This is a genomic window from Demequina flava (assembly GCF_000975035.1).
In the GTDB taxonomy this organism is placed as follows: Bacteria; Actinomycetota; Actinomycetes; order Actinomycetales; family Demequinaceae; genus Demequina; species Demequina flava.
The window spans coordinates 629,804-650,324 of the sequence record NZ_BBRA01000001.1; the positions used below are offsets into that span (position 1 = coordinate 629,804).

Genomic DNA, 20,521 nt, shown 5'->3' on the forward strand with positions numbered 1-20,521 from the left:
GTTTTGCCCTAGGCCACTCCGTGAAGTGAGAACATAGAGGGGTGAGCGAGAACACTTCTGACAAGTCCAACAAGGCCCGCGCGCTGCGCCCTGACAATGACGAGTTCAAGACCTGGGTGGGCTCGAACTGGGCGGAGCCGGATGATCTCGCAACCCAGCGCCTGGGCTCGGCGCCCTACGCGGCTCAGCGCCGGCAACGGCTGTCTGAAATCTTCCCCGGCAAGCGCATCGTCGCGCCTGCCGGCGACTTGAAGGTGCGCTCCAACGACACCGACTACCGCTACTCCCCCTCGCGCGACTTCGCATACCTCACAGGCCTGGGCACCGACCGCGAGCCGGGCGCCGTCCTGGTCATGGAGCCCACGGCAGATGGGCATGACACCACGCTCTACCTGGTGCCACCGGCCGGCAAGGACGACGACGGCTTCTACACGAACCCCCGCTCAGGCGAGTTCTGGATTGGACGCCGCCCCGGCCTTGCCGAGTTTGAAGCGATGACAGGCATCACGACGCGCCCTCTCAGCGAGTTGCCCAGCGACATCCGTGTCGCCAACCACCCGCACAAGGCCGTGGCCCGCGTTCTGCACGAGATGCGCCTGGTCAAGGACGAGTGGGAAATCCAGCAGATGCGCGACGCGGTGGACGCCACCATGGCCGGGTTTGAGCGCGTCGTGGGCGAACTGCCGAGGGCCATCGAACACAAGCGCGGCGAGCGCGTGGTTGAGGCCACATTTGACGGCCACGCGCGCGAGGAAGGCAACGCCGTCGGCTACGAGACCATCGCGGCCTCGGGCCCCCACGCGACCACCCTTCACTGGATCACGAATGACGGCCAGGTCCACGCCGGCGACCTCCTTCTCCTGGATGCGGGTGTCGAGGTCGACTCGCTCTACACCGCGGACATCACACGCACCATGCCCGTCACCGGGGAGTTCTCTGCGGTGCAACGCCGCGTCTATGACGTTGTGCTTGAGGCGGCAGATGCGGCCTTCGTCGTTGCCCGTCCAGGCGCCACGTTGCGCGATGTGCACGACGCCGCGATGGACGTCATCGAGGCACGCCTGAACGAGTGGGGCATCATCCCCGAGGCCGCCTCAGACGACTCTAAGCTGTTCCGCCGCTGGATGGTCCACTCCACCTCTCACCACCTCGGCCTCGACGTGCACGACTGCGCCGCCGCCAAGCGCGAGACCTACATGGACGGACCCCTGAAGCCGGGCATGGTCTTCACGATCGAGCCGGGCCTGTACTTCAAGGCGGACGATCTCGCCGTTCCCGAGGAGCTGCGTGGCATTGGCGTCCGGATCGAGGACGACATTCTGGTCACCGAGGACGGCGTGGAGAACCTGTCGAAGGCGCTACCGCGGACGGCCGATGCTGTGGAGACCTGGGTGGCCAAGCACCGCAAGTAGTTTCGCGGGGTTGGGCGGGAATCAGCAGGGCTCGCGGACCGTTCCACGAGAGTCCGTCACCGCCGTATCTGGAGTGCCATGTCTGTTCCCCTGTCTGTCCTTGACCTTGCTCCCATTGGAGAAGGGGACAGTGCCGCAGATGTGTTCGCGCACTCGGTCGACCTTGCTCGCGCTGCTGAATCATCCGGGTTTAAGCGTGTTTGGTATGCCGAGCACCACAACATGGTGACGATCGCGTCCTCAGCGACCAGTGTTCTGATCGCGCACATCGCGGCTCACACCTCCACGATTCGTCTGGGTGCCGGCGGCATCATGTTGCCGAACCACTCGCCGCTGACGATCGCCGAGCAATTCGGCACACTCGAGTCACTCCACCCCGGGCGCATCGACCTGGGACTCGGCCGCGCGCCCGGCGGTGACCGGGCGGTGTTTGCGGCGCTGCGCCGCACCCCCGAGGCCTCCGACCGCTTCCCGCAGGACATCGTCGAGCTACAGGGCTATCTGGGCGATCAGTCCCGCGTCGAGGGCGTGAAGGCCACGCCGGGCGCGGGTACGCAGGTGCCGCTGTACATCTTGGGATCGTCGTTGTTTGGGGCGCAGCTGGCGGCCCAGTTGGGTCTGCCATATGCCTTCGCATCGCACTTTGCGCCAGCGGCGATGACCGAGGCCGTCGCCGCCTACCGCGAGGGCTTCACGCCATCCGAGCAGCTTGCCGAGCCTCACGTCATCCTCGGTGCCAACGTGTTCGCCGCCGACTCCGCCGATGACGCACAACAGCAGTTCCTTGAGTCACGACGTGCCCGCGTCCGCATGATGATCAAGCGCGGCCCGTCCACCCCGGACTACACCGACGCGGACATTGACGCGTTCCTCACCTCACCGCAGGGCGCTCAGTTGGCGGACATGATGCGTCACACCGCGATCGGCACGGGCGCCGAGGTGCGCGCATGGCTCGAGGACTTCGCGGCGTCCCACGGCGCCGACGAGATCATTACGGCGCACGGCGCCAAGCGGGCCGATGCTCGGGTCACCTCGGTCAACCTCACCGGGGCTGGGTCTTAGGCTGCCCGGTCAGCCAGGACCTTCACGCCTAGCCGCATTTCCTCGGGCGTGAGGTAGAACGGCAAGCGGAAGTGCGCCGCTCCGCCTCCCGGCGCCACCTCAAAGGCGGTGCCGGGAGCGACAGGGACGCCAGCATCGGCCGCCCTGGCCGCGAAGCGGTCTGCATTCGCGCCTGGCACGTGCACCCACAGACTCGGCCCGCCATCGGGCGTGCGGACCTGCCACTCGGGCGCATACTCCGCGATCGCCTCGAGCGTCGCGTCCAGGGACTCCCTCAGAGCCTCTTGGCGCCACTGCAGCGTCTCGTCAAACCCGCTCATCAGTTCCCGCGCGATGCGCTGCATGAAGGCGGAACTCCCCAGATCCATAGCGGCCTTGCGCTGGCGGAGCTGTGCGGCGAGTGTCGCGTTGGTGTGCAACCAGCCGATGCGCATCCCACCCCAGAACACCTTCGACAGTCCCGAGATGGTGACGACGGAGGCGCCCGTTCCAAGCGACGCAAACGCCGGAGCGGCGGTCCCGTCGAGGGCAAGGTCCGCGGTGATGCGGTCGTCGACGAGGGTGGTGCCGGTCGCGGCGGCGGTCTCCGCGAGCGCGAGCGCGCCGTCTGGAGTGAGCGTGGTGTCGGTGGGGTTGTGGAACGTCGTCACGTAGGCCGCTTGCGGGCGCGCCGCTTTGAGGAGTTTCACGGACGCCTCGACGTCGAGCCCACCCGGGCCCATCGGCAATGCGAGCGGGCGCGACCCCGCCGACGTGATCGCGTCGAACACACCCGGGTACGTCACGGACTCGAGTGCCACGGGCGCATCGGGGCCCACCAGTTCTGTCATGGTCAGCCACAGCGCCTGCTGCCCACCGGAGGTAATGACGACCTCGTCTGCGCTGGCCTCAATACCCTGCGAGCGCAGCCGTGCCACGACCACATCGACAAGGTCCGGGTCGCCCAGGGCCGCGTACCCCGTGCCAAGGGTCGGGGACGCCTCGAGCATGCTGCGCGGATCTGCGAAGGCCTCGACCACCGACGGCGCTGGCGGCGGGCACGCCGACGACAACCCGACCAGCGGTGCTTGATTCCCCGGCAGGATCTTGGCAAAGCGATCCTGCAAACTCATCGCATCAAGGCCGCGCGCGCGTGACCCCAGCGTGGGAGCGGCACCGGCGCGGGTGTCGAGCCAGGCGTCGTCGCGCAGTCGCTGGTAGGCGGAGGTCACCGTGTTGCGCGACAGGTGCAGGGAGTCGGCCAGTGCCCGCTCGGACGGCAGCCGGGTGCCGTGTTCCAGGGAGCCGGACTCTGCCAGCGACACGATGGCGTCGGCGAGCTGCTGATACAGCGGCCCGGTGCCGGAGCGCCAGTGGTCGAGGACGTCGCGAAGTTGGTCGGCAGTGGTGCGCATGGAGCCATCTCAGCGCAAACTGGACCCCTGTGCCAAGTGCCAGTCTCAAGCAGACTGGCACTCGCGCACGAGTGCCAGTTGCGACAGGCTCGTAGCCATGAGCACTTCACACCTCGATCGCGTCTTCACCAATCCCACCTCGCGCGGACGGCGCCGCGAGCACATGGGCCTGCTCACCGAAGCCACGCGAAGGGCCGGAAGCTACGTCGCCAACTCCCCGCATCGGCCCGTGTATCCCTCCCCCGAGGCCGTCGCGGCCCTCGATGCCTTCCGCACACCTCTTCCCGACGGCCCACGCGAGCCCAGAGACGTCCTGCGCGAACTCGACGAGGTCGGCTCCCCCGCCACCGCGGTTCTCAACGATGGACGCTATTTCGGCTTCGTGACCGGCGGCACCGTTCCGGTGGCGAGCGCTGCCTCAGTGCTGGCGGGCGCGTGGGACCAAAACGTCGGCGGTGGCTCCCCCGTGGGCGAGGCGATCGATCAGGTCGCTTGCCAGTGGGTCGTTGAGGCGCTCGGACTCCCCTCCCAGTCCGTTGCCGCCTTCAACGGCGGAGCCACCGTCGCGAACCTCACCGCCATCATTGCGGGGCGCGACGCGCTGTACTCGCGGCTCGGGTGGTCCGTCGCGGATCGCGGTCTTGCCGGGGCACCCGCGTTGCGCGTCGTCGTGGGCGACGAGGTGCACGCCTCCGCGCTCAAGGCACTTCGTTTGGCGGGCTTTGGCGAGTCTCAAATCGAGCGCGTGCCCACCGACCACAAGGGCGCAATACGGGCCGATGCTTTCCCCACCGACACCGACGACCGCACCTTGGTCTTGCTCCAGGCAGGCAACGTCAACACCGGCGCATCTGATCCGTTCACCGAGATCATCCCCGGGGTCCGCGAGTGCGGCGGCTGGGTCCACGTCGATGGCGCCTTTGGGTTGTGGGCTGCGGCCTCCGAGACCCGCCGTCACCTCGTGGCGGGCGTCGAGGAGGCCGACTCGTGGGCAACAGATGCCCACAAGTGGCTGTCGGTCCCCTACGACTCCGGCATTGTGATCGTCCGCGATGGCGCAGATCTGCACCGCGCCATGAGTGGCGATGCCGCATACATCAACTTTGACGAGTCGGCGCCGATGAACCGCGGGATCCAGATTTCGCAGCGCGCCCGGGCCGTCGAAACCTGGGCCATGCTCGCGACGCACGGCAAGTCCGGACTAGCGGCTCTCATCGACCGTCATTGCTCGCTCGCGCAGCGCTTCGCGACGGCATTGGCCGATGCCGGGGCTGAGATCCTCGCACCGGTCGCCCTCAACCAAGTGCTGGTGGCGTTCGGAGATGAGGCAGAGACAGTCGCGACGATTGCAGCGATCCAGGCCGATGGCACGTGCTGGGCGGGCACGACGGTGTGGCAGGGCAGGCGCGCGATGCGGGTCTCCGTGTCTGACGTGGCGACGACGGCCGATGACGTAGACGCTTCGGTCAACGCAATGCTGGCGGCGTGGCGTTCAGTCCGCGCGGACACCTCTGCCGCCACCGCCCCAGTGGTGAACACTCGCTGAACGAGCAGGGCTCACCAGCCAATTGGAGCCATTTGCGGGAGGCAGGCAGGGGTGCGCCGTTAGGCTGACCCCATGAGTCAGTCAGCCGAGCGCGTTTACGTCGCACGCCTGGCCGGTACCAGCGTGTTCGACCCCTTGGGCGATGCTGTGGGCCGTGTCAGGGACGTCGTGCTGCTCATGCGACGGGGCGCGGCACCCAGCGCCGTGGGCCTAGTGGTGGAGGTGGCCGGTCGCCGCCGCGTCTTTCTTCCGCTCACCCGCGTGACGTCCATCGCTGCCGGTCAAGTGATCTGCACGGGCGTGCTGAACCTGCGCCGCTTCCAGGCCCGCACCTCGGAGACGCTCGCGATCGCGGAACTGCTCGAACGGTCCGTCACCATCAAGAACGGCCAGATCGACGCCTACATCGAGGACCTCGCGATCGAGCCCAAGCGCGGTGGAACGTGGCAGGTCAGCAAGCTGTTCGTGCGAAAGAGGGCCCGTCGCAAGGGGCCGCTCGGTTTCTCCCGCCGCGGCGAGGCCGTCGTGGTCGGACTCGACGAGGTCACCGGGCTCATGCGCCGCGACCAACTCCAGGGCGCGCAACTGGTCATCCAGACGTTCGCCGACCACAAGCCCGCGGACCTCGCGGCTGCCCTGATGGAAATGTCCCCCTCACGTTCCGCTGAGATCGCTGCCGCGCTGGACGACGAACGCCTCGCCGACGTGCTCGAGGAGCTCCCCGAGGAAGACCAGATCAACCTCCTGGGGACCCTGCGCAATGAGCGCGCCGCGGACGTGCTCGAAGCCATGGACCCCGACGACGCAGCCGACCTCCTGGGCGACCTCCCCGAAGCCCAGGCACAGCAACTGCTCGAACTGATGGAGCCGCAGGACGCCGACCAGGTGCGCCAGCTGCTGCACTACGAAGACGACACCGCCGGCGGCCTCATGACCACCGAGCCGGTCATCGTCGGCCCCGAGACCACGGTTGCCACGTGCCTGGCGCTGGTGCGCAAGCAACAGTTGCCGCCCGCGCTCGCGTCGATGGTGTTCGTGGTGCGCCCGCCGCTGGAGACACCGACCGGCCGGTACATCGGCCTGGTACACATCCAGCGCCTCCTCCGCGAGCCCCCGCACGACCTCATCGGCGGCCACACCGACCCCGCCATCGAGCCACTCGGCACCGACGACTCTCTCCAGGAAGTCTCGCGCCGCATGGCCGCATACGACATCCTCGCTATGCCGGTAGTCGACGACAACCACAGCCTGCTGGGCGCGGTCTCGATTGATGACGTGCTCGACCACCTGCTGCCCAGCGACTGGCGCGAGCACATGGACGATGACGAGGTGGTCTCATGAGTGAGCGCCTAGACCGTCCAAAAGAGGAGCAGTCGAGGTTCTGGCGGCGCTCAGGTCGGAGCAAAGACCCGGACCGCATGGGTGCCGTCACCGAGGGCATCGCTCGTTTTCTGGGCACCACGCGATTCCTGATTTACCTCACGGTCTTCGTGATTGTGTGGCTACTGTGGAACACGTGGGGCCCTGAGTCGCTGCGATTCGACTCGGCCACCAACGGCTACACCGCACTGACGCTCATGCTGTCCCTTCAGGCCTCGTACGCTGCTCCCCTGATCCTGCTCGCGCAGAACCGCCAGGACGACCGCGACCGCGTTGCTGCTGAGCAGGACCGTCAGCGCGCCGAGCGGTCCCTTGCAGACACCGAATACCTTGCCCGCGAGGTCGCGGCCCTGCGTCACGCCGTCAACGAGACCGCCACACGTGACTTTGTGCGCTCAGAACTGCGCGCACTGCTCGAAGAGCTCCAGCAAGCCGACGAACGCGACCGCGAGGACGACGAACGCCGCCCGAGCGACTAGCCCGCGTCCCGTTTGCCGTAGGCAAGCGTTGCCAACACTGCACCAGCGGTGGTGAGGGCGGCGAGAACGCAAGCGAGCATCGGCCCTGCAAAGAGTCCGGCCGATGCTGTGATCGGGTCGTTCCACCACGGCACCAAGGCGGCGACCAAGTCGCCGTCGGTCGCCATCGCGGTCAAGCTCGCCTGGGCCACAGCGCCGGCCAGCCACAGCGACGCGAGCCCAAGCACGCTAGCGACCGCGCAGGCCGCACCGCCCGGGGCGACGCCTCCCACGCGTAGACCCGCGCCGCACAGGATGCCGAGGACAATGGCGGCGGGGTAGATCTCTACGCCCACCAGGATCGCGAGACTGACGTAAAACACCCCACCAAGCGGGCCCAGAACAACGGCTGCGAAGAGGCCACGGGCCCACCGGATGAGCACGTGCGCCTGTCGCGGTTCAGTGCGGCCTTGTGCATTGCCCGGTGGCATCGCGGGAGGCCCCGGCATCGAGACGGCCCAGCCCGGGGCGTAGCGCACCGGAAGCTCACCCGTGTCGTCTGGCAAATGGATGACCGAGCGCGATCTTTCCTGCGTCGCCGGTGCGCCGGAATCCGTCAATGTTCCCCCTTGAGCCGCAATGGCTTCCCCTTAGCGATGCCTACGCTGACAGGCACGGGGCATCGGCCGCAATGGTAGCGACACTCTCTGTGAGCAATCTCATAACTGAAACTGGACATTGCGGTTTTTTGGGGCGTTCCAGCACCGCGACCACAGCGCCTACGATGGAGGGCATGTCTACCGTCGAGCTCGTTACCGACGCCCTATCCAAGGTCATTGACCCTGAGATCCGCCGCCCCATCACGGAAATCGGCATGGTCCGTTCCGTGGACGTCGACGGCTCCCACGCCATCATCGGGATCGACCTGACGACGTCTGGTTGTCCCATGAAGGAGCGCATCACCGGGGACGTCAAGGAAGCCGCACTTCGCGTCAGCGGCATCGAGGAAGCGTCTGTTGAACTCGGTGTGATGAGCGAGGAGCAACGACTCGAGTTGCGCTCCAAGCTGCGTGGCGGCAAGCCCGAGCCCGTAGTCCAGTTCACCCAGCCGGGCAACATGACGCGCATCTACGCGATCGCTTCCGGTAAGGGTGGCGTTGGCAAGTCGACCGTGACCGCGAACCTGGCTGCCGCTATGGCCGAGGATGGCCTGAAGGTGGGCGTCCTGGACGCTGACATCTTCGGCTTCTCGATCCCCGGCATGCTCGGCGTCGAGGGCCAGCCCACTCGTCTTGACGACATGCTCCTGCCACCCATTGCGCACGAGGTGAAGGCTGTCTCGATCGGCATGTTCGTCCCCGCGGGCCAGCCCGTCGTGTGGCGCGGACCCATGCTCCACCGCGCGATCGAGCAGTTCTTGGCCGACGTCTACTGGGGCGACCTCGATGTCCTGCTCCTGGACCTGCCCCCGGGCACCGGCGACATCGCCATCTCCGTGGCGCAGCTACTCCCGCACGCCGAGCTCGTTGTCGTGACGACGCCGCAGTCCGCCGCGGCTGGTGTCGCGGAGCGCGCCGGTTCAATCGCCACGCAGACGTCGCAGAACGTCGTGGGTGTCATCGAGAACATGGCATGGCTTGAGCAGCCGGATGGCTCGCGGCTGCACGTGTTCGGTGAAGGCGGCGGCCAGGTCGTCGCGGATCGCCTCACCAAGACACTCGGCACCGACGTGCCCGTGCTCGGTCAGATCCCGCTCGACATTGCCGCCCGCGAGGCCGGCGATGCCGGAACTCCCGTGGTGATCAGCGACCCCGACTCGACCGCAGCGACTGCGCTGCGCGAGGTGTCGCGTCGCCTGACCGGGCGCCAGCGCGGCCTTGCCGGGCGGTCGCTCGGTGTGACGCCCGTCAGCAAGTAGGCCGCTCGGTCGTCACCCTCACGGGCCCGGCTCCCAGTAGGGGACCCGGGTCACATTCGGGCGCGAAAGTGACCTGAATGTCCCTCTCTGAGGCATCAGGATGTGGGTCCGGGCGCGAGAAGCACCGTGGCCGGCCTAGCGGCGCGTTGCCCAGCCGGCGATCATCGCGGCCACGAGTCCAGCCAGGAGCGTGCCCATGGAGACCGGCGGAGTCGCGAGCGCCGTCTTGAGCGCATCGTCGAACGTCACGGTCTCGATGCCGGTGAAGCGCGACAGCGGGAGGGCTGTGCCGGTCAGCGTGCCGACCACAGCCATGAGGTGCACGCCCACCACCGCGGGGACGAACGCCGTGAGTTGAGTCTTCCAGCTACGGTCGACCGTCAGATAGCGCACGGTGAAGCCCACAGCAGCCGTCACCAGTGACCCCAGGATGAACAGGGCGAATACGCCCGTGTCAGGCGGGACCACAACAGACAGCAGCAGACCCACCACAATCGCGACTCCGAGTCCGACGGCGAGCGGCCCCAGCGTGGTTTGACGGACCGACTCCAGGACGGAACGGCGGGGCTGCGAGGACTGGTCGCTCATGCGAATCTCCAGATCTTTGTGTGGCGTCACGGACACTGCCCCCATCGTAGGGTCCAGTGGTGCCGCGGGTCATCCTGCCTGATGCGGGACGTACCAGCCGGGCCCTACAGGTTGTAGTCGACGACGAGCGGCGCGTGATCGGACCACCGCGCGTCGTACGCGGCCGCCCGGTCCACCCGCACTGACGTTGCAGACGCAGCGAGCGTCGGCGTCGCCAACTGGTAATCGATACGCCAGCCGGCGTCGTTGTCGAACGCCTTGCCGCGCATCGACCACCACGTGTACGGACCGGGCTGATCGCCTGCGTGGACACGGTGGGTGTCCACCCAGCCAGCCTCGAGCCATCGGTCAATGTAGGCTCGCTCCTCCGGCAAGAACCCGGCGGACTTGAGGTTGCCCTTCCAGTTCTTGATGTCGTTGTTGGTGTGGGCAACGTTGATGTCCCCCATCACTACGACCCGGTCGTACTGGGCATTCAACTCAGCGAGCCGTGCCGTCATCATGTCCATGAACGCGTACTTGTCGGCCATCGACTCGGGCTTGTCGACGGACCCCGAGTGCACGTACACGGACACGACTCGCACCGGACCGGACTCCGACTGGACCGTCGCCTCAACCCAACGCCCGGTGTGGCTGGCGGCAGTGGCCACCTCGCCCAGAGCATCGGCCCCCGCGAGAGCGCCAGCAAGTTCGGTGCGCGCCAGGATCGCGACCCCGTTGCGCCCCTTCTGCTCACTGATCTGCTGAGCAATCTGCCAGTCGTCGCCGAACTGCGTGCCGAGGATTTCCTCGGGCGCGCGCACCTCCTGAAGGCAGATGACATCGGGCTGGGCCTCATCGATCCAGTCCTGCATGCCCTTGCGCACAGCAGCGCGCACTCCGTTGACGTTGACTGAGGCGATGCGCATCAGCGAATCCCTGCCTTCCGTTCGCTTGCCTCGACCACATTTGCCAGCAGCATCGCGCGGGTCATGGGACCTACTCCCCCAGGATTGGGCGAGAACCACGACGACTGTGCCACGGCATCGGCCGAAATGTCGCCGGCGACCTTTGACTTTCCGGTCTCCGGATCGGTGATGCGGGACACTCCCACATCGATCATGACGGCGCCGGGCTTGACCATGTCCCCGGCAATGATGTCGGGTACGCCTGCGGCTGCCACGATGACGTCCGCCTCACGCGTGTGCGAGGCGAGGTCGACAGTGCCCGTGTGGCACAGCGTGACGGTCGCGTTGACGTCCTTGCGGGTCAGCAACAGGCCGATGCTGCGGCCCACCGTCGTACCGCGGCCCACCACGACCACGTGCTTGCCTCGCAGCGAGACGCCGTGGCGTTCGATGAGCTCGATGATGCCCTTAGGCGTGCACGGCAGGCTCGACTCGACGGGCTCGGCGGTGCGTAGCACCAGACGTCCCAGGTTGGTCGGGTGCAGACCGTCGGCATCCTTATCGGGGTCGACGAGCTCGAGCACACGGTTGGTGTCGATACCGTCCGGGAGCGGCAGCTGCACGATGAAGCCGGTGCACGCGGGGTCCCCGTTGAGGCGCGTCACGGCCGCTTCGATCTCTTCCTGCGTCGCAGTGGCGGGCAGGTCCTCGCGGACGGACGTGATGCCGACCTCGGCGCAGTCGCGGTGCTTGCCCGCGACATACCAGGTAGAACCAGGATCTTCGCCCACCAGGAGCGTGCCCAGGCCCGGAGTCACGCCGCGGTCCGCAAGGACCGCGACGCGCTCAGCGAGCTCGGACTTGATGGCCGCTGCTGTGGCCTTGCCGTCGAGCTTGTCCGGAGCCATTACTGCTGCAGGCCCGGGTACAGCGGGAAGTCGTCGGCGAGCTTCTTGACGCGCGCACGGAGGGCTTCGATGTCCGCGCCGCCCTTGAGTGCGGTCGCGATGATCTCTGCGACCTCGGTGAACTCCTCTGCGCCAAAGCCACGGCTCGCCAGGGCAGGCGTGCCGATGCGGATACCGGAGGTGACCATCGGCGGGCGGGGGTCGAACGGCACGGCGTTGCGGTTCGAGGTGATGCCGACCTGGTGCAGGAGGTCTTCGCCGTCCTGGCCGGTGAGCTCCGAGTTGCGCAGGTCCACGAGGACCAGGTGCACGTCGGTGCCGCCGGTGACGACGTTGATGCCGGCCTCGATGGCGTCGGGCTGGACCAGGCGGTCAGCGATGATGCGAGCACCCTCGAGGACCCGCTCCTGACGGCCCTTGAACTCGTCGCCTGCGGCAGCCTTGAGCGCGGTCGCCTTGGCGGCGATCACGTGCATGAGGGGTCCTCCCTGCTGACCGGGGAACACGGCCGAGTTGAGCTTCTTGGCGTACTCGGTGTCGCGCGACAGGATCATGCCGGAACGGGGTCCGCCGATGGTCTTGTGGATCGTGGTGGAGACCACGTCGGAGTGCGGCACGGGGCTGGGGTGCAGGCCCGCGGCCACCAGACCTGCGAAGTGCGCCATGTCGGTCCACAGCTTGGCGCCAACCTCATCGGCGATTTCGCGGAAGGCCGCGAAGTCGATGTGGCGGGGGTATGCCGACCAGCCGGCGATGATGACGTCGGGGCGCTCGGCGAGGGCCTGCTCGCGCACCTGGTCCATCTCGATGCGGTGCGTCTGCTCGTCCAGGCCGTACGCGGCGACCTCGTAGAGCTTGCCGGAGAAGTTCAGCTTCATGCCGTGGGTGAGGTGACCACCGTGCGGCAGCGACAGACCCATGATCTTGTCGCCGGCGTTGATGAGCGCGTGCAGGACGGCAGCGTTTGCCGTCGCACCCGAGTGGGGCTGCACGTTGGCGTACTCGGCGCCAAAGAGGCTCTTGGCACGGTCGCGGGCAATGTTCTCAGCGACGTCGACTTCCTCGCAGCCGCCGTAATAGCGGCGGCCCGGGTAGCCCTCCGCGTACTTGTTGGTCAGCACGGAGCCCTGTGCCTGCAGCACGGACCGCGGCACAAAGTTCTCCGAGGCGATCATCTCGAGGTAGGTGCGCTGGCGATCGAGTTCGCGGTCAAGGACTTGCGCAATCTCGGGGTCGTAGTCCTGCAGGGTCGCATTCATGACCTCTGCGGTGGCGCTGGAGTCGGTACTCATCTGGGTGTCCTCCTGTGCGCGGCACGGGGCCGCCGGTTGTCCGGTGACCATGGCCCAGGCGTACGACCAACAGTCCGAATAAATGAAGTGCCGCTCCCTCGTGGTATCCCACTGCGCCAGTCGCGACGCGCGCCAGTCTAGCAACGCGTGCGCGCCGAGCGCATCTGACCTAGCGACGCACCAGGTCGCGCCAGAACGTGTAGTCCATGATGGGCCGCGTGAGCCGCACGACGAAGGGACGCGACGCGACGTAGGAGAACACCACGGAGAACACGACGAGCGCCACAATCATGATGGATTCAGGCCAGCCGATGCTGTAGTCATCCAGGTGCGCGGGGTACAGCACGAGGGGGTGGAGCAGGTAGACGGGCAAGGTCGCGGCTCCCACGGAGGCCAGCATGCGGTTGCTTCCTCCGCTGAGCGACAGCAGGGCCAGCGTGAGCAGGGCTCCTGCGATGAGGACGCCGGTGCGCTGGAGCATTCCTTCGCCGTTGTACTGCCCGATGTCCTCGTAGCTTTCCGACATAAAGAAGATGGACCGGATCACGGTCTGTTCGCTCATCCAACTCCACACCAACGCGGCGGCGAGGGCGGCGACTGCTGCCACGCGCATCGGCCAGGTGCGGATCTTCACCCACCACTTGTCGTTCCACATCAGACCGGCCGCGAAGAACGGCGCGAAGCACACGATGCGCTCGAGCGACAGCTCTCGCCCCAGTCCCGCCACGGTGCCGAGCAATATCCCCGCGACCGCGAGCGCCGGCACCACCCACCAGGTTGAGCGCAGCAGGGGTGCGCTGAGGCGCCAGGCCGCGAGCGCCACGAGGTACCACAGAGTCCAGGACGGGGTCAGGAAGTCGACCGAGAAGGGATCCCCGGTGAGGGCCGACGCGATCCAGCCGTGCAGCAGGGTGAAGATGACATACGGAAACGCGAGTTTGAGGACCGTGCGGCCGGGTGCCCATTTGCTCGAGTAGCGCGTGACGTAGCCGGAGACGAACACGAAGGCCGGCATGTGGAACATGAAGACCCACTGCGCAGCCGTCTCTGCGAACTGGCCGCTGAGTGGCTCGATCGCGTGGCCAAAGACGACGACCATGATGAGGACACCCGCAAGGGAATCAATCGAGGTATCTCGCTTGCGGCGGGTGGCCGGGGACGTCGCTGGGGTTGGTGAAGTCACCTTGTCATTGTGTGTTGAACCGTCTGAGAGCGCGCCTCAGCCGGGTGTGTCAGTGACTTAGTTGTCGCCGCGGACCACGCCGAGGTCGGCGTCGTCGTCCACGATTGCGCCCGACTCGAGGACCTTGCGCAGGTAGGCGTAGGTGAGGTCGCCGTTGACCTGGTCAAACTGATAGTCGTATCCGGCCTTGTTGTACATCGCGATGTTGTGCTTGGAGTTCTGCCCGGTGAAGACCCACACCTCGCGGGTAGTGTCCGGCAGGTACTGCAGCACGGAGAACAGCAGCTGTGTGCCGATGCCCTGGCCCTGAAGGTCCGGCGCGACGGCGAGGCGGCCAATGGTCGCCTTGTCCCCTTCCAAACCCACACGGATGGAACCGATCAGGCGGGTGCCCTGCCAGGCGCCCACGGTCACGACGTCATCGGACTCGAGGTCGACGATGAGTTCGTCAAGCGTCTGCGTCAGCGCAGGGATGTTGGGGTCGTTGTACAACTGCGCCTCGGTGACGAACGCGGCGCGCCGCACCGTCAGGAGCTCACCTGCATGGTCGGCACCAATAACATCGATCCGCACGCTGTCTGACTCGGTCATGTTCTTATCGTGGCACGGTTCCCCGCGCGGGTCAGACGCGACGCGCACGCACACACGGGGTGTTTCGCGCTGAGCGTGGAGTGCGGTGTGCGCCGACTACCCTGGGCGCATGACTGACGAGCAGCTCGAGCCGCGCCTGGGCCGGCACAATCCCAGCGTCGCCGACGTGAAGCGCGAGGGCCAGCCCGAGCACATTCGCACCCGCGCGAACGCCGAGCACTGGTCCGCCGACATCTGGTGGCGTCACCTCTCCCCCTATGTATCCACGACGGCGATCCGGCTGGGCCTGAGTGCCAACGCGGTGTCGATCGTGATGATTCTGTGCGGTTGGGCCGCCGCAGCCTCGCTACTCACGGGAGCGTGGTGGGGCGCGCTCTTGGCTGTCGTCTTCGCTCACGGTCAGATGCTGATCGATGCGGCCGACGGCGAGGTCGCACGCTGGCGACGAACCATGTCCCCGCGCGGCATCTTCCTGGACCGCATTGCGCACACCACGACCGAGTCGTTGATGCCGCTGTGCTTCGGAATCGGCCTTGGGCTCGGCACTGACGACGTCTGGAAAGGCGTCGCCGGCGGCGCCGTCCTCGGCCTGCTCGTGCTCATCAATAAATCCGTCAATGACGCCGTCGCGGTGTCACGCGCATACGCGGGCCTGCCCAAACTTCCCGATACCAACGAAGCCAAGGCGCCCCAGCCCGGCCTTGTCGCCACCTTGCGCCGGGCGGCGCGGCTTGTTCCCCTGCATCGGCTCTATCACTCCGTGGAGCAGTCACACATCTACTTTGTGGCGCTACTCGTCAGTGTGTGGGTCACCGGATTCGCAGGCTGGGTCCTGCTCGCCATGGTGATCGTCACGCCCGTCGTCATCGCGGGCCACATTCTCGCGGTGTGGTCGTCGTCGCGCCTGACTGCCCAGTAGCGGTCGCTACCCTTAACTCCATGAACGCCACCGAGACCCGCTATGTGCTGGCACTGTCCTGCCCCGACCAGCCAGGCATCGTCCACGCCGTGTCAGGCACGCTTGCCGATAACGGCGGCAACATCACGGAGTCTCAGCAGTTCGGCGACCCCGACACGGGCCTGTTCTTCATGCGCGTCGAGGTGACGACTGCGGTGGGCGAAGACGCCCTGCGTGCCGCGGTTGCGTCGCTCGGCGAGCGCTTCGACATGGACTGGAAGCTCGATGTCGCTGGGCGACCCATGCGCACCCTGGTGCTGGGCTCCAAGTCCGAGCACTGCGCTAACGACCTGCTGTTCCGCGAGCGCGCCGGCACCCTGCCGATCGACATTGTCGGCATGGCCGGCAACCACACGGCGCTGTCCGACCTAGCTGGCTTCTACGGCAAGCAGTTCCACCACATCCCCGTCACCGCCGAGACCAAGCCCGACGCCGAGGCGACACTCCTGTCGCTCGTGTCCGACCTGGACGTGGAACTCGTGGTGCTTGCGCGCTACATGCAGATCCTGTCGCCCTCCCTGTCCGAGGAACTGCGCGGCCGAGCGATCAACATTCACCACTCGTTCCTGCCGTCGTTCAAGGGCGCGCGACCCTATTTCCAGGCACACGACCGTGGCGTCAAGCTCATTGGAGCGACGGCCCACTACGTCACGAGCGACCTCGACGAGGGCCCGATCATCGAGCAGGAAGTCGAGCGCGTCGACCACACGCACACGCCTGAGTCGCTCACCGCGGTGGGTGCGGACGTGGAGCGCCGGGCCCTGGCTCGCGCCGTGCGCTGGCACGCGGAACACCGCGTGCTGCTGGACGGGCACCGCACCATCGTCTTTAAGTAGCCGCTACGCGGCTTGGCGGGCCGATGCCGGGGTAACCCTGGCATCGGCCCTCGTCCTTAGTAGTTCGCCTTGATCGACCAGATCCACGGCGACTTGCCGCCCACGAGCTTGGAGCGGATTGAGTCGGGACCGCTGATGCTCGATGTCTTGCCGGTCGACGAGGTGGCAGTGATCTTCTCGGCAGCCGCGTCTGAGCCGCCCGACGTGCGCGAGGTCACCTTGATCGACACCACGTCACTTAAGCCGAAGATCGACTTCGCGCGCGACTGCGACAGTGAGTAGGTCCAGGCACGATTGACGTTGTCCTCACCGAGCGACCACTTGTCGTCGACAGACTTCAGGTAGCCGGGCTGCGAGACCCAAATATCGTCCGAGCGCTCGGTTTGTCCGCCTGAGGACGAGAAGTAGTAGGTCGTGGCGATCTTGCCGCCGTAGGTCACGACCTCGCCGTTGGCACCGCCCGAACTGTTCGTCGCGTCCACGGCCGCGACCCAGCGCTTGCCGTAATACGCATCCGTGCCCTCATTCTCTTTGTTCCAACCCGTGAAGTTCTGCGAGCGGGTGTCGTCGTAGAGGTGGCAGTTGCATCCACGGCTAATGCCGCTGTCAACGGCGCGCATCGCATATCCGCGCGCGGTGATGGCCTGGGCTTGGAGCGCCTCCCCGTGCCAGGACGAGGGCATCTCGGCGATTCCGTACAGGTACTCGGTGTTGAGCTTGAGTTCGTTGGCAATGATCAGCCGGCCCTCAGGTGCCGAAATCAACAGCTTGCCGTGACGGTACTTACCGTGCGTCGCGCGAATCTCAGAGGCGCCGTTGCCTTTGTAAATGTCGACGTAGACGTCTTCGTTCGAGCCCGACTGATAGTAGGAGGTCGCCTCCCACTGGAGCGAGATGTCCTTTGTCGCGGTGGCCTTCTCGCCGTCGTCCCGCTCGACCGTCACTGAGTTTCCGGAACGAGTGATGTGCAACTTCTCGTTATTCTTCCCAGTCCATTTTTCAGTGAGTCCGGAGTCGCTGTAGAAGCGCATTACCCACTGGCCGTCATCGGTGCTGTCTGGCCCGAGCGAACGGACGACGACGGTCGCGGAGGACCACCAGTCGTCGTAGGACCCAAAAACCTCGACCCGGATGTCCTCGTCGGCGTTGACCGTCGTCACATCGGTGCCGGAGTAGTAGTGCTCGAGGATCTGGGTCTCGTTAGAGCCGTCTTCCGCCATGCCCAACGCGCCATATTGCGACATGCCCACACCGTGGCCCCAGCCAGCTCCCGACACCGTGAATGACGACGGGATTGTGGGGGCGGGTGTCGTGGTGCCACCACCGCTCGACCCTCCGCTCGACTGCTTCGCGAGCCGGTAAAGGAACGCCGCCATCGCCTCGCGCGTGACATCACCCTTGGGCTGATACGTGCCGTCGGAGTACCCGGTCGTGATGCCGCTGGACCGCAGCCATGTGATTTCTTTGTAGAACTGCGCGCTCGTCGACACGTCTTTGAAGGGCGAGCGGCTTGGGGCCGAGTAGGAGGGCCGGTCTTCGTAGCGGTAGATAAACGCGGCCATCGCCTCACGCGAAATGTCGTCCTTGGGACGGAACGTGCCGTCGGAGTATCCGGTCGTGATGCCTGCCTTCGACAGCCACACGATCTCCTTGTAGAACTGATCCTTCGTCGACACATCCTTGAACGGCGACCGCGAGGGCAAGGTCACCGAGGGACGCCCCGCCATGCGGTACAGGAAAGCTGCCATCGCTTCGCGGGAGATGGATTCCTTGGGACGGAAGGTGCCGTCCAAGTACCCCGTCGTGATCCCCGAGGCTGCAAGCCACGAGATGTGAGTCGAGAACTGATTCGACGACGGCACGTCCGAGAACCGCGATGCAGACTGCGCCTGCGGTGCTGCCATCAAGGGGATCAAGAGCGCGGCGACGAGGGCGACGATCAGCGCTCGCCAAGGTGTGCGGCGGGTGGATTCAAGCATGTGTCACTACCTTCATGTCGGGCGTAGGGGGCAGCCCAATTGTGAACAGTGTGACAGATGTGACAAGGATGTCAACAAGTCGCGTTCTGTGGACAGCGCGGGTTCCGCTTGGCGGGCCGCACGGAGTGGACTTCCTCACATTCCCCTGTTGCTGGTGCTTAATAGGCCCGATACTCGGGTCACATTGTCCGGTTTGTACCTAGGGGTTTCCATGCGCGCGCTTGTCGCTTCAGCACTGACCGCACTCATGCTGGCCGTCGGCCTTGCGGCTCCCGCATCCGCATCATCAGCAAGCGAATCCGACCACTTGATCCGCGAAACTAACGCGTACCGCAGTTCACACGGCGAAACGCAGCTGGCCACCTACTCCGCCATGGATTGGGTTCCACAGAAGTGGAGCGAGTGGATGCTGGACAACTACATGAAGCACAATCCCTCGTACGCCAAGCAACTCCCCCAGTCCGGCCTGCGGGCCATGGCGGAGAACGTCGCGTACTCGTGCGGACGCGGAGGCGAACGGGCAAACGCGGATGCGGTCTTCAACGCCTGGAAGAACTCGTCAGGCCACCGCAAGAACATACTTTCCTCGACCTACACCCACATCGCGGTGGGCACTGCGTACGACTCCAAGCGCGACTGCCTCTACGCAACGCAGAACTTTGCGAAGTACACGAAGGGGTCAGCGCCGAGTCTCAACACCGGCACCCCGTTCGTCGACGTGCACGAGGACGACCAGTTCGCGGACCAAATCATGTGGCTAGCAGACAGCGGGGTGACGACTGGATACTCGGATGGCACGTTCCGCCCCAAGGACTCCGTGTCGCGCGAGGCGTTCGCAGCGTTCATGTATCGCATGGCAGGAAGCCCTCGAGTGAGCGTGCCCTCGCGGTCCCCGTTCAAGGACGTCTCCACGAACGCTCAGTTCTACAAAGAGATTGTGTGGCTCGCGAACGAGGGCATTTCCACCGGGTGGGCCGACGGAACGTTCCGTCCCAAGGACAACATCTCCCGCGAAGCTATCGCAGCATTCCTCTACCGCTACGAGGGCTCACCTCGATACAACGCGCCCAGCCGCTCCCCGTTTAAGGACATCAGCACCCGCGCGCAGTTCTATGACGAGGTGACGTGGCTGCGTTCGACGGGCATTACGACCGGATACGCGGACGGCACGTTCCGCCCCCGCGACAGCGTCACGCGCGAGGCAACCGCTGCATTCTTCTCGCGGATGTAGGGCTAGAGAACGAGCAAGCGCCCGTTCTTGGCGATGAATCCCACGCTCTTCCAGCCCATCTTGGGTTGGTCGTGCGGGCATTCCCGCCAGCCGGCCCACCAGCCACCGAACCACGGCTTGAGGGTCGCGGGCTGCTTCACGGATCGCGCCACCTGGATGAGCGCCCAGTTCGTCGCGTAAATCGCAGACAGTGGCGCTGGGAGGTTACGGCGCGCTACCCACACGCGATTGCGTGCGGACAGGTGGAAGTACTGCGCGTGGCGTGTGGGCTTCTTGATCGGGTGGTACACACGCAGATCGGGATCGTAGATGACCTTCTTGCGCTGTTCCCAAACTCGCCAGGCGAGTTCGATGCCCTCGTGGGCATAGAAGAAGTCGCCAGGCCAGCGGCCTGCAGCCTCCACCACATCGCGGCGAACGGCCACTGCGCCCTCCCACAGGGAGAACGCCGCGAACGGCTTCTCGACCTCGGAACGCCCCAGACGTGGAACCCAGCGGCTCGGCGCGCCCTTGCCCTTGGGGTCAAAGACCCGCCCCTGGAGTGCACCCAGGTCGGGGTCGTCGTCGAAGCGGTCGCGCACTTCAACCAGAAAGTCGTCGTCAACAACCTCGGCGTCATCGTCGAGGAAGAAGATCAACTCGCCCTGGACATGTCCGATGCCCGCGTTGCGTCCCGCTGGAATGCCAACATTCTCGGGAAGCGCCAGCGTGCGGACGCCTTCGGGGAGCTTCTCGTACGTAGCCGGGTCCCACCCATTGCCAACCAGCAGAATGTCGGTCGTCACGTCGCGCTGCTTCATGACGGACTTGATCGCCATGCGCAGGCGCTTCTTCCGCTTCCCCATAGTGAGGATGACGACGCCAAAGTCCGGCGCTTCTGAGGTGGGCATCCGTCAAG

The 20,521-nt window shown here is 66.0% G+C and carries 19 protein-coding genes and 1 riboswitch; of the genes, 9 read left to right on the plus strand and 10 right to left on the minus strand.

All coding sequences use genetic code 11. The features are described 5' to 3' along the window. The first annotated feature begins 41 nt into the window (after window positions 1–41). Together AOP74_RS02950 and AOP74_RS02955 are read left to right on the plus strand one after the other, a co-directional pair. Window positions 42–1,412 carry an aminopeptidase P family protein gene (locus tag AOP74_RS02950; protein ID WP_061960840.1) on the plus strand — a complete coding sequence of 457 codons (1,371 nt, stop codon included), beginning with the start codon at window positions 42–44 and terminating at the stop codon, window positions 1,410–1,412. 78 nt (window positions 1,413–1,490) lie between these two features. Beyond that, complete coding sequence (locus AOP74_RS02955) at window positions 1,491–2,474, plus strand: LLM class flavin-dependent oxidoreductase (RefSeq protein ID WP_061960841.1); 984 nt, start codon at window positions 1,491–1,493, stop codon at window positions 2,472–2,474. Here AOP74_RS02955 and AOP74_RS02960 read toward each other — a convergent pair. Beyond that, complete coding sequence (locus AOP74_RS02960) at window positions 2,471–3,868, minus strand: aminotransferase-like domain-containing protein (RefSeq protein WP_061960842.1); 1,398 nt, start codon at window positions 3,866–3,868, stop codon at window positions 2,471–2,473. The genes AOP74_RS02955 and AOP74_RS02960 overlap by 4 nt on opposite strands. A gap of 97 nt (window positions 3,869–3,965) precedes the next feature. Between AOP74_RS02960 and AOP74_RS02965 the strand changes: the two genes are divergently transcribed. The 3 genes from AOP74_RS02965 to AOP74_RS02975 all read left to right on the plus strand — a co-directional run bounded on the left by AOP74_RS02965 (window position 3,966) and on the right by AOP74_RS02975 (window position 7,273). After that, entirely contained in the window at window positions 3,966–5,414 is a 1,449-nt protein-coding gene (locus tag AOP74_RS02965; protein ID WP_201774290.1) for a pyridoxal phosphate-dependent decarboxylase family protein, read from the plus strand. A gap of 72 nt (window positions 5,415–5,486) precedes the next feature. Then, window positions 5,487–6,755: a magnesium transporter MgtE N-terminal domain-containing protein gene (locus AOP74_RS02970; RefSeq protein ID WP_061960843.1), complete on the plus strand. Its 1,269-nt coding sequence runs from the start codon at window positions 5,487–5,489 to the stop codon at window positions 6,753–6,755. Further along, on the plus strand, window positions 6,752–7,273 hold the full coding sequence (locus tag AOP74_RS02975) for a DUF1003 domain-containing protein (protein WP_061960844.1): 522 nt from the start codon (window positions 6,752–6,754) through the stop codon (window positions 7,271–7,273). The genes AOP74_RS02970 and AOP74_RS02975 overlap by 4 nt, the downstream gene beginning before the upstream one ends. Here the strand turns inward: AOP74_RS02975 and AOP74_RS02980 are convergent. Further along, complete coding sequence (locus AOP74_RS02980; RefSeq protein WP_152649135.1) at window positions 7,270–7,872, minus strand: hypothetical protein; 603 nt, start codon at window positions 7,870–7,872, stop codon at window positions 7,270–7,272. The genes AOP74_RS02975 and AOP74_RS02980 overlap by 4 nt on opposite strands. A 173-nt stretch (window positions 7,873–8,045) precedes the next feature. On the opposite strand from AOP74_RS02980, the gene AOP74_RS02985 reads away from it, so the two are divergent. After that, window positions 8,046–9,170 (plus strand): Mrp/NBP35 family ATP-binding protein, encoded by a 1,125-nt coding sequence (locus tag AOP74_RS02985; protein ID WP_082095967.1) that lies wholly within the window; start codon window positions 8,046–8,048, stop codon window positions 9,168–9,170. A gap of 135 nt (window positions 9,171–9,305) precedes the next feature. On the opposite strand, the gene AOP74_RS02990 is transcribed toward AOP74_RS02985, so the two are convergent. From AOP74_RS02990 to AOP74_RS03015, 6 genes are all read right to left on the minus strand, one after another. Next, on the minus strand, window positions 9,306–9,758 hold the full coding sequence (locus AOP74_RS02990) for a hypothetical protein (RefSeq protein WP_152649136.1): 453 nt from the start codon (window positions 9,756–9,758) through the stop codon (window positions 9,306–9,308). A 104-nt stretch (window positions 9,759–9,862) separates the two neighbouring features. Then, window positions 9,863–10,666 carry an exodeoxyribonuclease III gene (locus AOP74_RS02995; protein WP_061960848.1) on the minus strand — a complete coding sequence of 268 codons (804 nt, stop codon included), beginning with the start codon at window positions 10,664–10,666 and terminating at the stop codon, window positions 9,863–9,865. Continuing rightward, the gene (locus tag AOP74_RS03000; RefSeq protein WP_061960849.1) at window positions 10,666–11,553 is read right to left on the minus strand and encodes a bifunctional methylenetetrahydrofolate dehydrogenase/methenyltetrahydrofolate cyclohydrolase; all 888 of its coding nucleotides are present in this window, start codon (window positions 11,551–11,553) and stop codon (window positions 10,666–10,668) included. Before AOP74_RS03000 ends, AOP74_RS02995 begins: the two co-directional genes overlap by 1 nt. Further along, window positions 11,553–12,845 (minus strand): serine hydroxymethyltransferase, encoded by a 1,293-nt coding sequence (gene glyA, locus AOP74_RS03005; protein WP_061960850.1) that lies wholly within the window; start codon window positions 12,843–12,845, stop codon window positions 11,553–11,555. The genes AOP74_RS03000 and glyA overlap by 1 nt, the downstream gene beginning before the upstream one ends. Before the next feature lie 45 nt (window positions 12,846–12,890). Continuing rightward, a riboswitch (ZMP/ZTP riboswitch) is annotated at window positions 12,891–12,979 on the minus strand. A gap of 35 nt (window positions 12,980–13,014) precedes the next feature. After that, window positions 13,015–14,028, minus strand: coding sequence for an acyltransferase family protein (locus AOP74_RS03010; protein WP_061960851.1), 1,014 nt, complete (start codon window positions 14,026–14,028; stop codon window positions 13,015–13,017). A 57-nt stretch (window positions 14,029–14,085) separates the two neighbouring features. Then, window positions 14,086–14,619 (minus strand): GNAT family N-acetyltransferase, encoded by a 534-nt coding sequence (locus AOP74_RS03015; protein ID WP_061960852.1) that lies wholly within the window; start codon window positions 14,617–14,619, stop codon window positions 14,086–14,088. A 109-nt stretch (window positions 14,620–14,728) separates the two neighbouring features. On the opposite strand from AOP74_RS03015, the gene AOP74_RS03020 reads away from it, so the two are divergent. Both AOP74_RS03020 and purU read left to right on the plus strand, forming a co-directional pair. Next, on the plus strand, window positions 14,729–15,538 hold the full coding sequence (locus AOP74_RS03020) for a CDP-alcohol phosphatidyltransferase family protein (RefSeq protein WP_152649137.1): 810 nt from the start codon (window positions 14,729–14,731) through the stop codon (window positions 15,536–15,538). A 20-nt stretch (window positions 15,539–15,558) separates the two neighbouring features. Further along, on the plus strand, window positions 15,559–16,413 hold the full coding sequence (purU, locus tag AOP74_RS03025; RefSeq protein ID WP_061960854.1) for a formyltetrahydrofolate deformylase: 855 nt from the start codon (window positions 15,559–15,561) through the stop codon (window positions 16,411–16,413). A gap of 56 nt (window positions 16,414–16,469) precedes the next feature. Here the strand turns inward: purU and AOP74_RS03030 are convergent, their stop codons facing one another. Next, window positions 16,470–18,392 carry a SpoIID/LytB domain-containing protein gene (locus AOP74_RS03030; protein WP_061960855.1) on the minus strand — a complete coding sequence of 641 codons (1,923 nt, stop codon included), beginning with the start codon at window positions 18,390–18,392 and terminating at the stop codon, window positions 16,470–16,472. Window positions 18,393–18,603: 211 nt separating this feature from the next. On the opposite strand from AOP74_RS03030, the gene AOP74_RS03035 reads away from it, so the two are divergent. Beyond that, a complete protein-coding gene (locus AOP74_RS03035; RefSeq protein ID WP_061960856.1) occupies window positions 18,604–19,623 on the plus strand; it encodes a CAP and S-layer homology domain-containing protein in 1,020 nt (339 codons plus the stop codon). A gap of 2 nt (window positions 19,624–19,625) precedes the next feature. Here the strand turns inward: AOP74_RS03035 and AOP74_RS03040 are convergent, their stop codons facing one another. After that, window positions 19,626–20,513 carry a glycosyltransferase family 2 protein gene (locus AOP74_RS03040; RefSeq protein WP_061960857.1) on the minus strand — a complete coding sequence of 296 codons (888 nt, stop codon included), beginning with the start codon at window positions 20,511–20,513 and terminating at the stop codon, window positions 19,626–19,628. Between the last annotated feature and the right edge of the window lie 8 nt (window positions 20,514–20,521).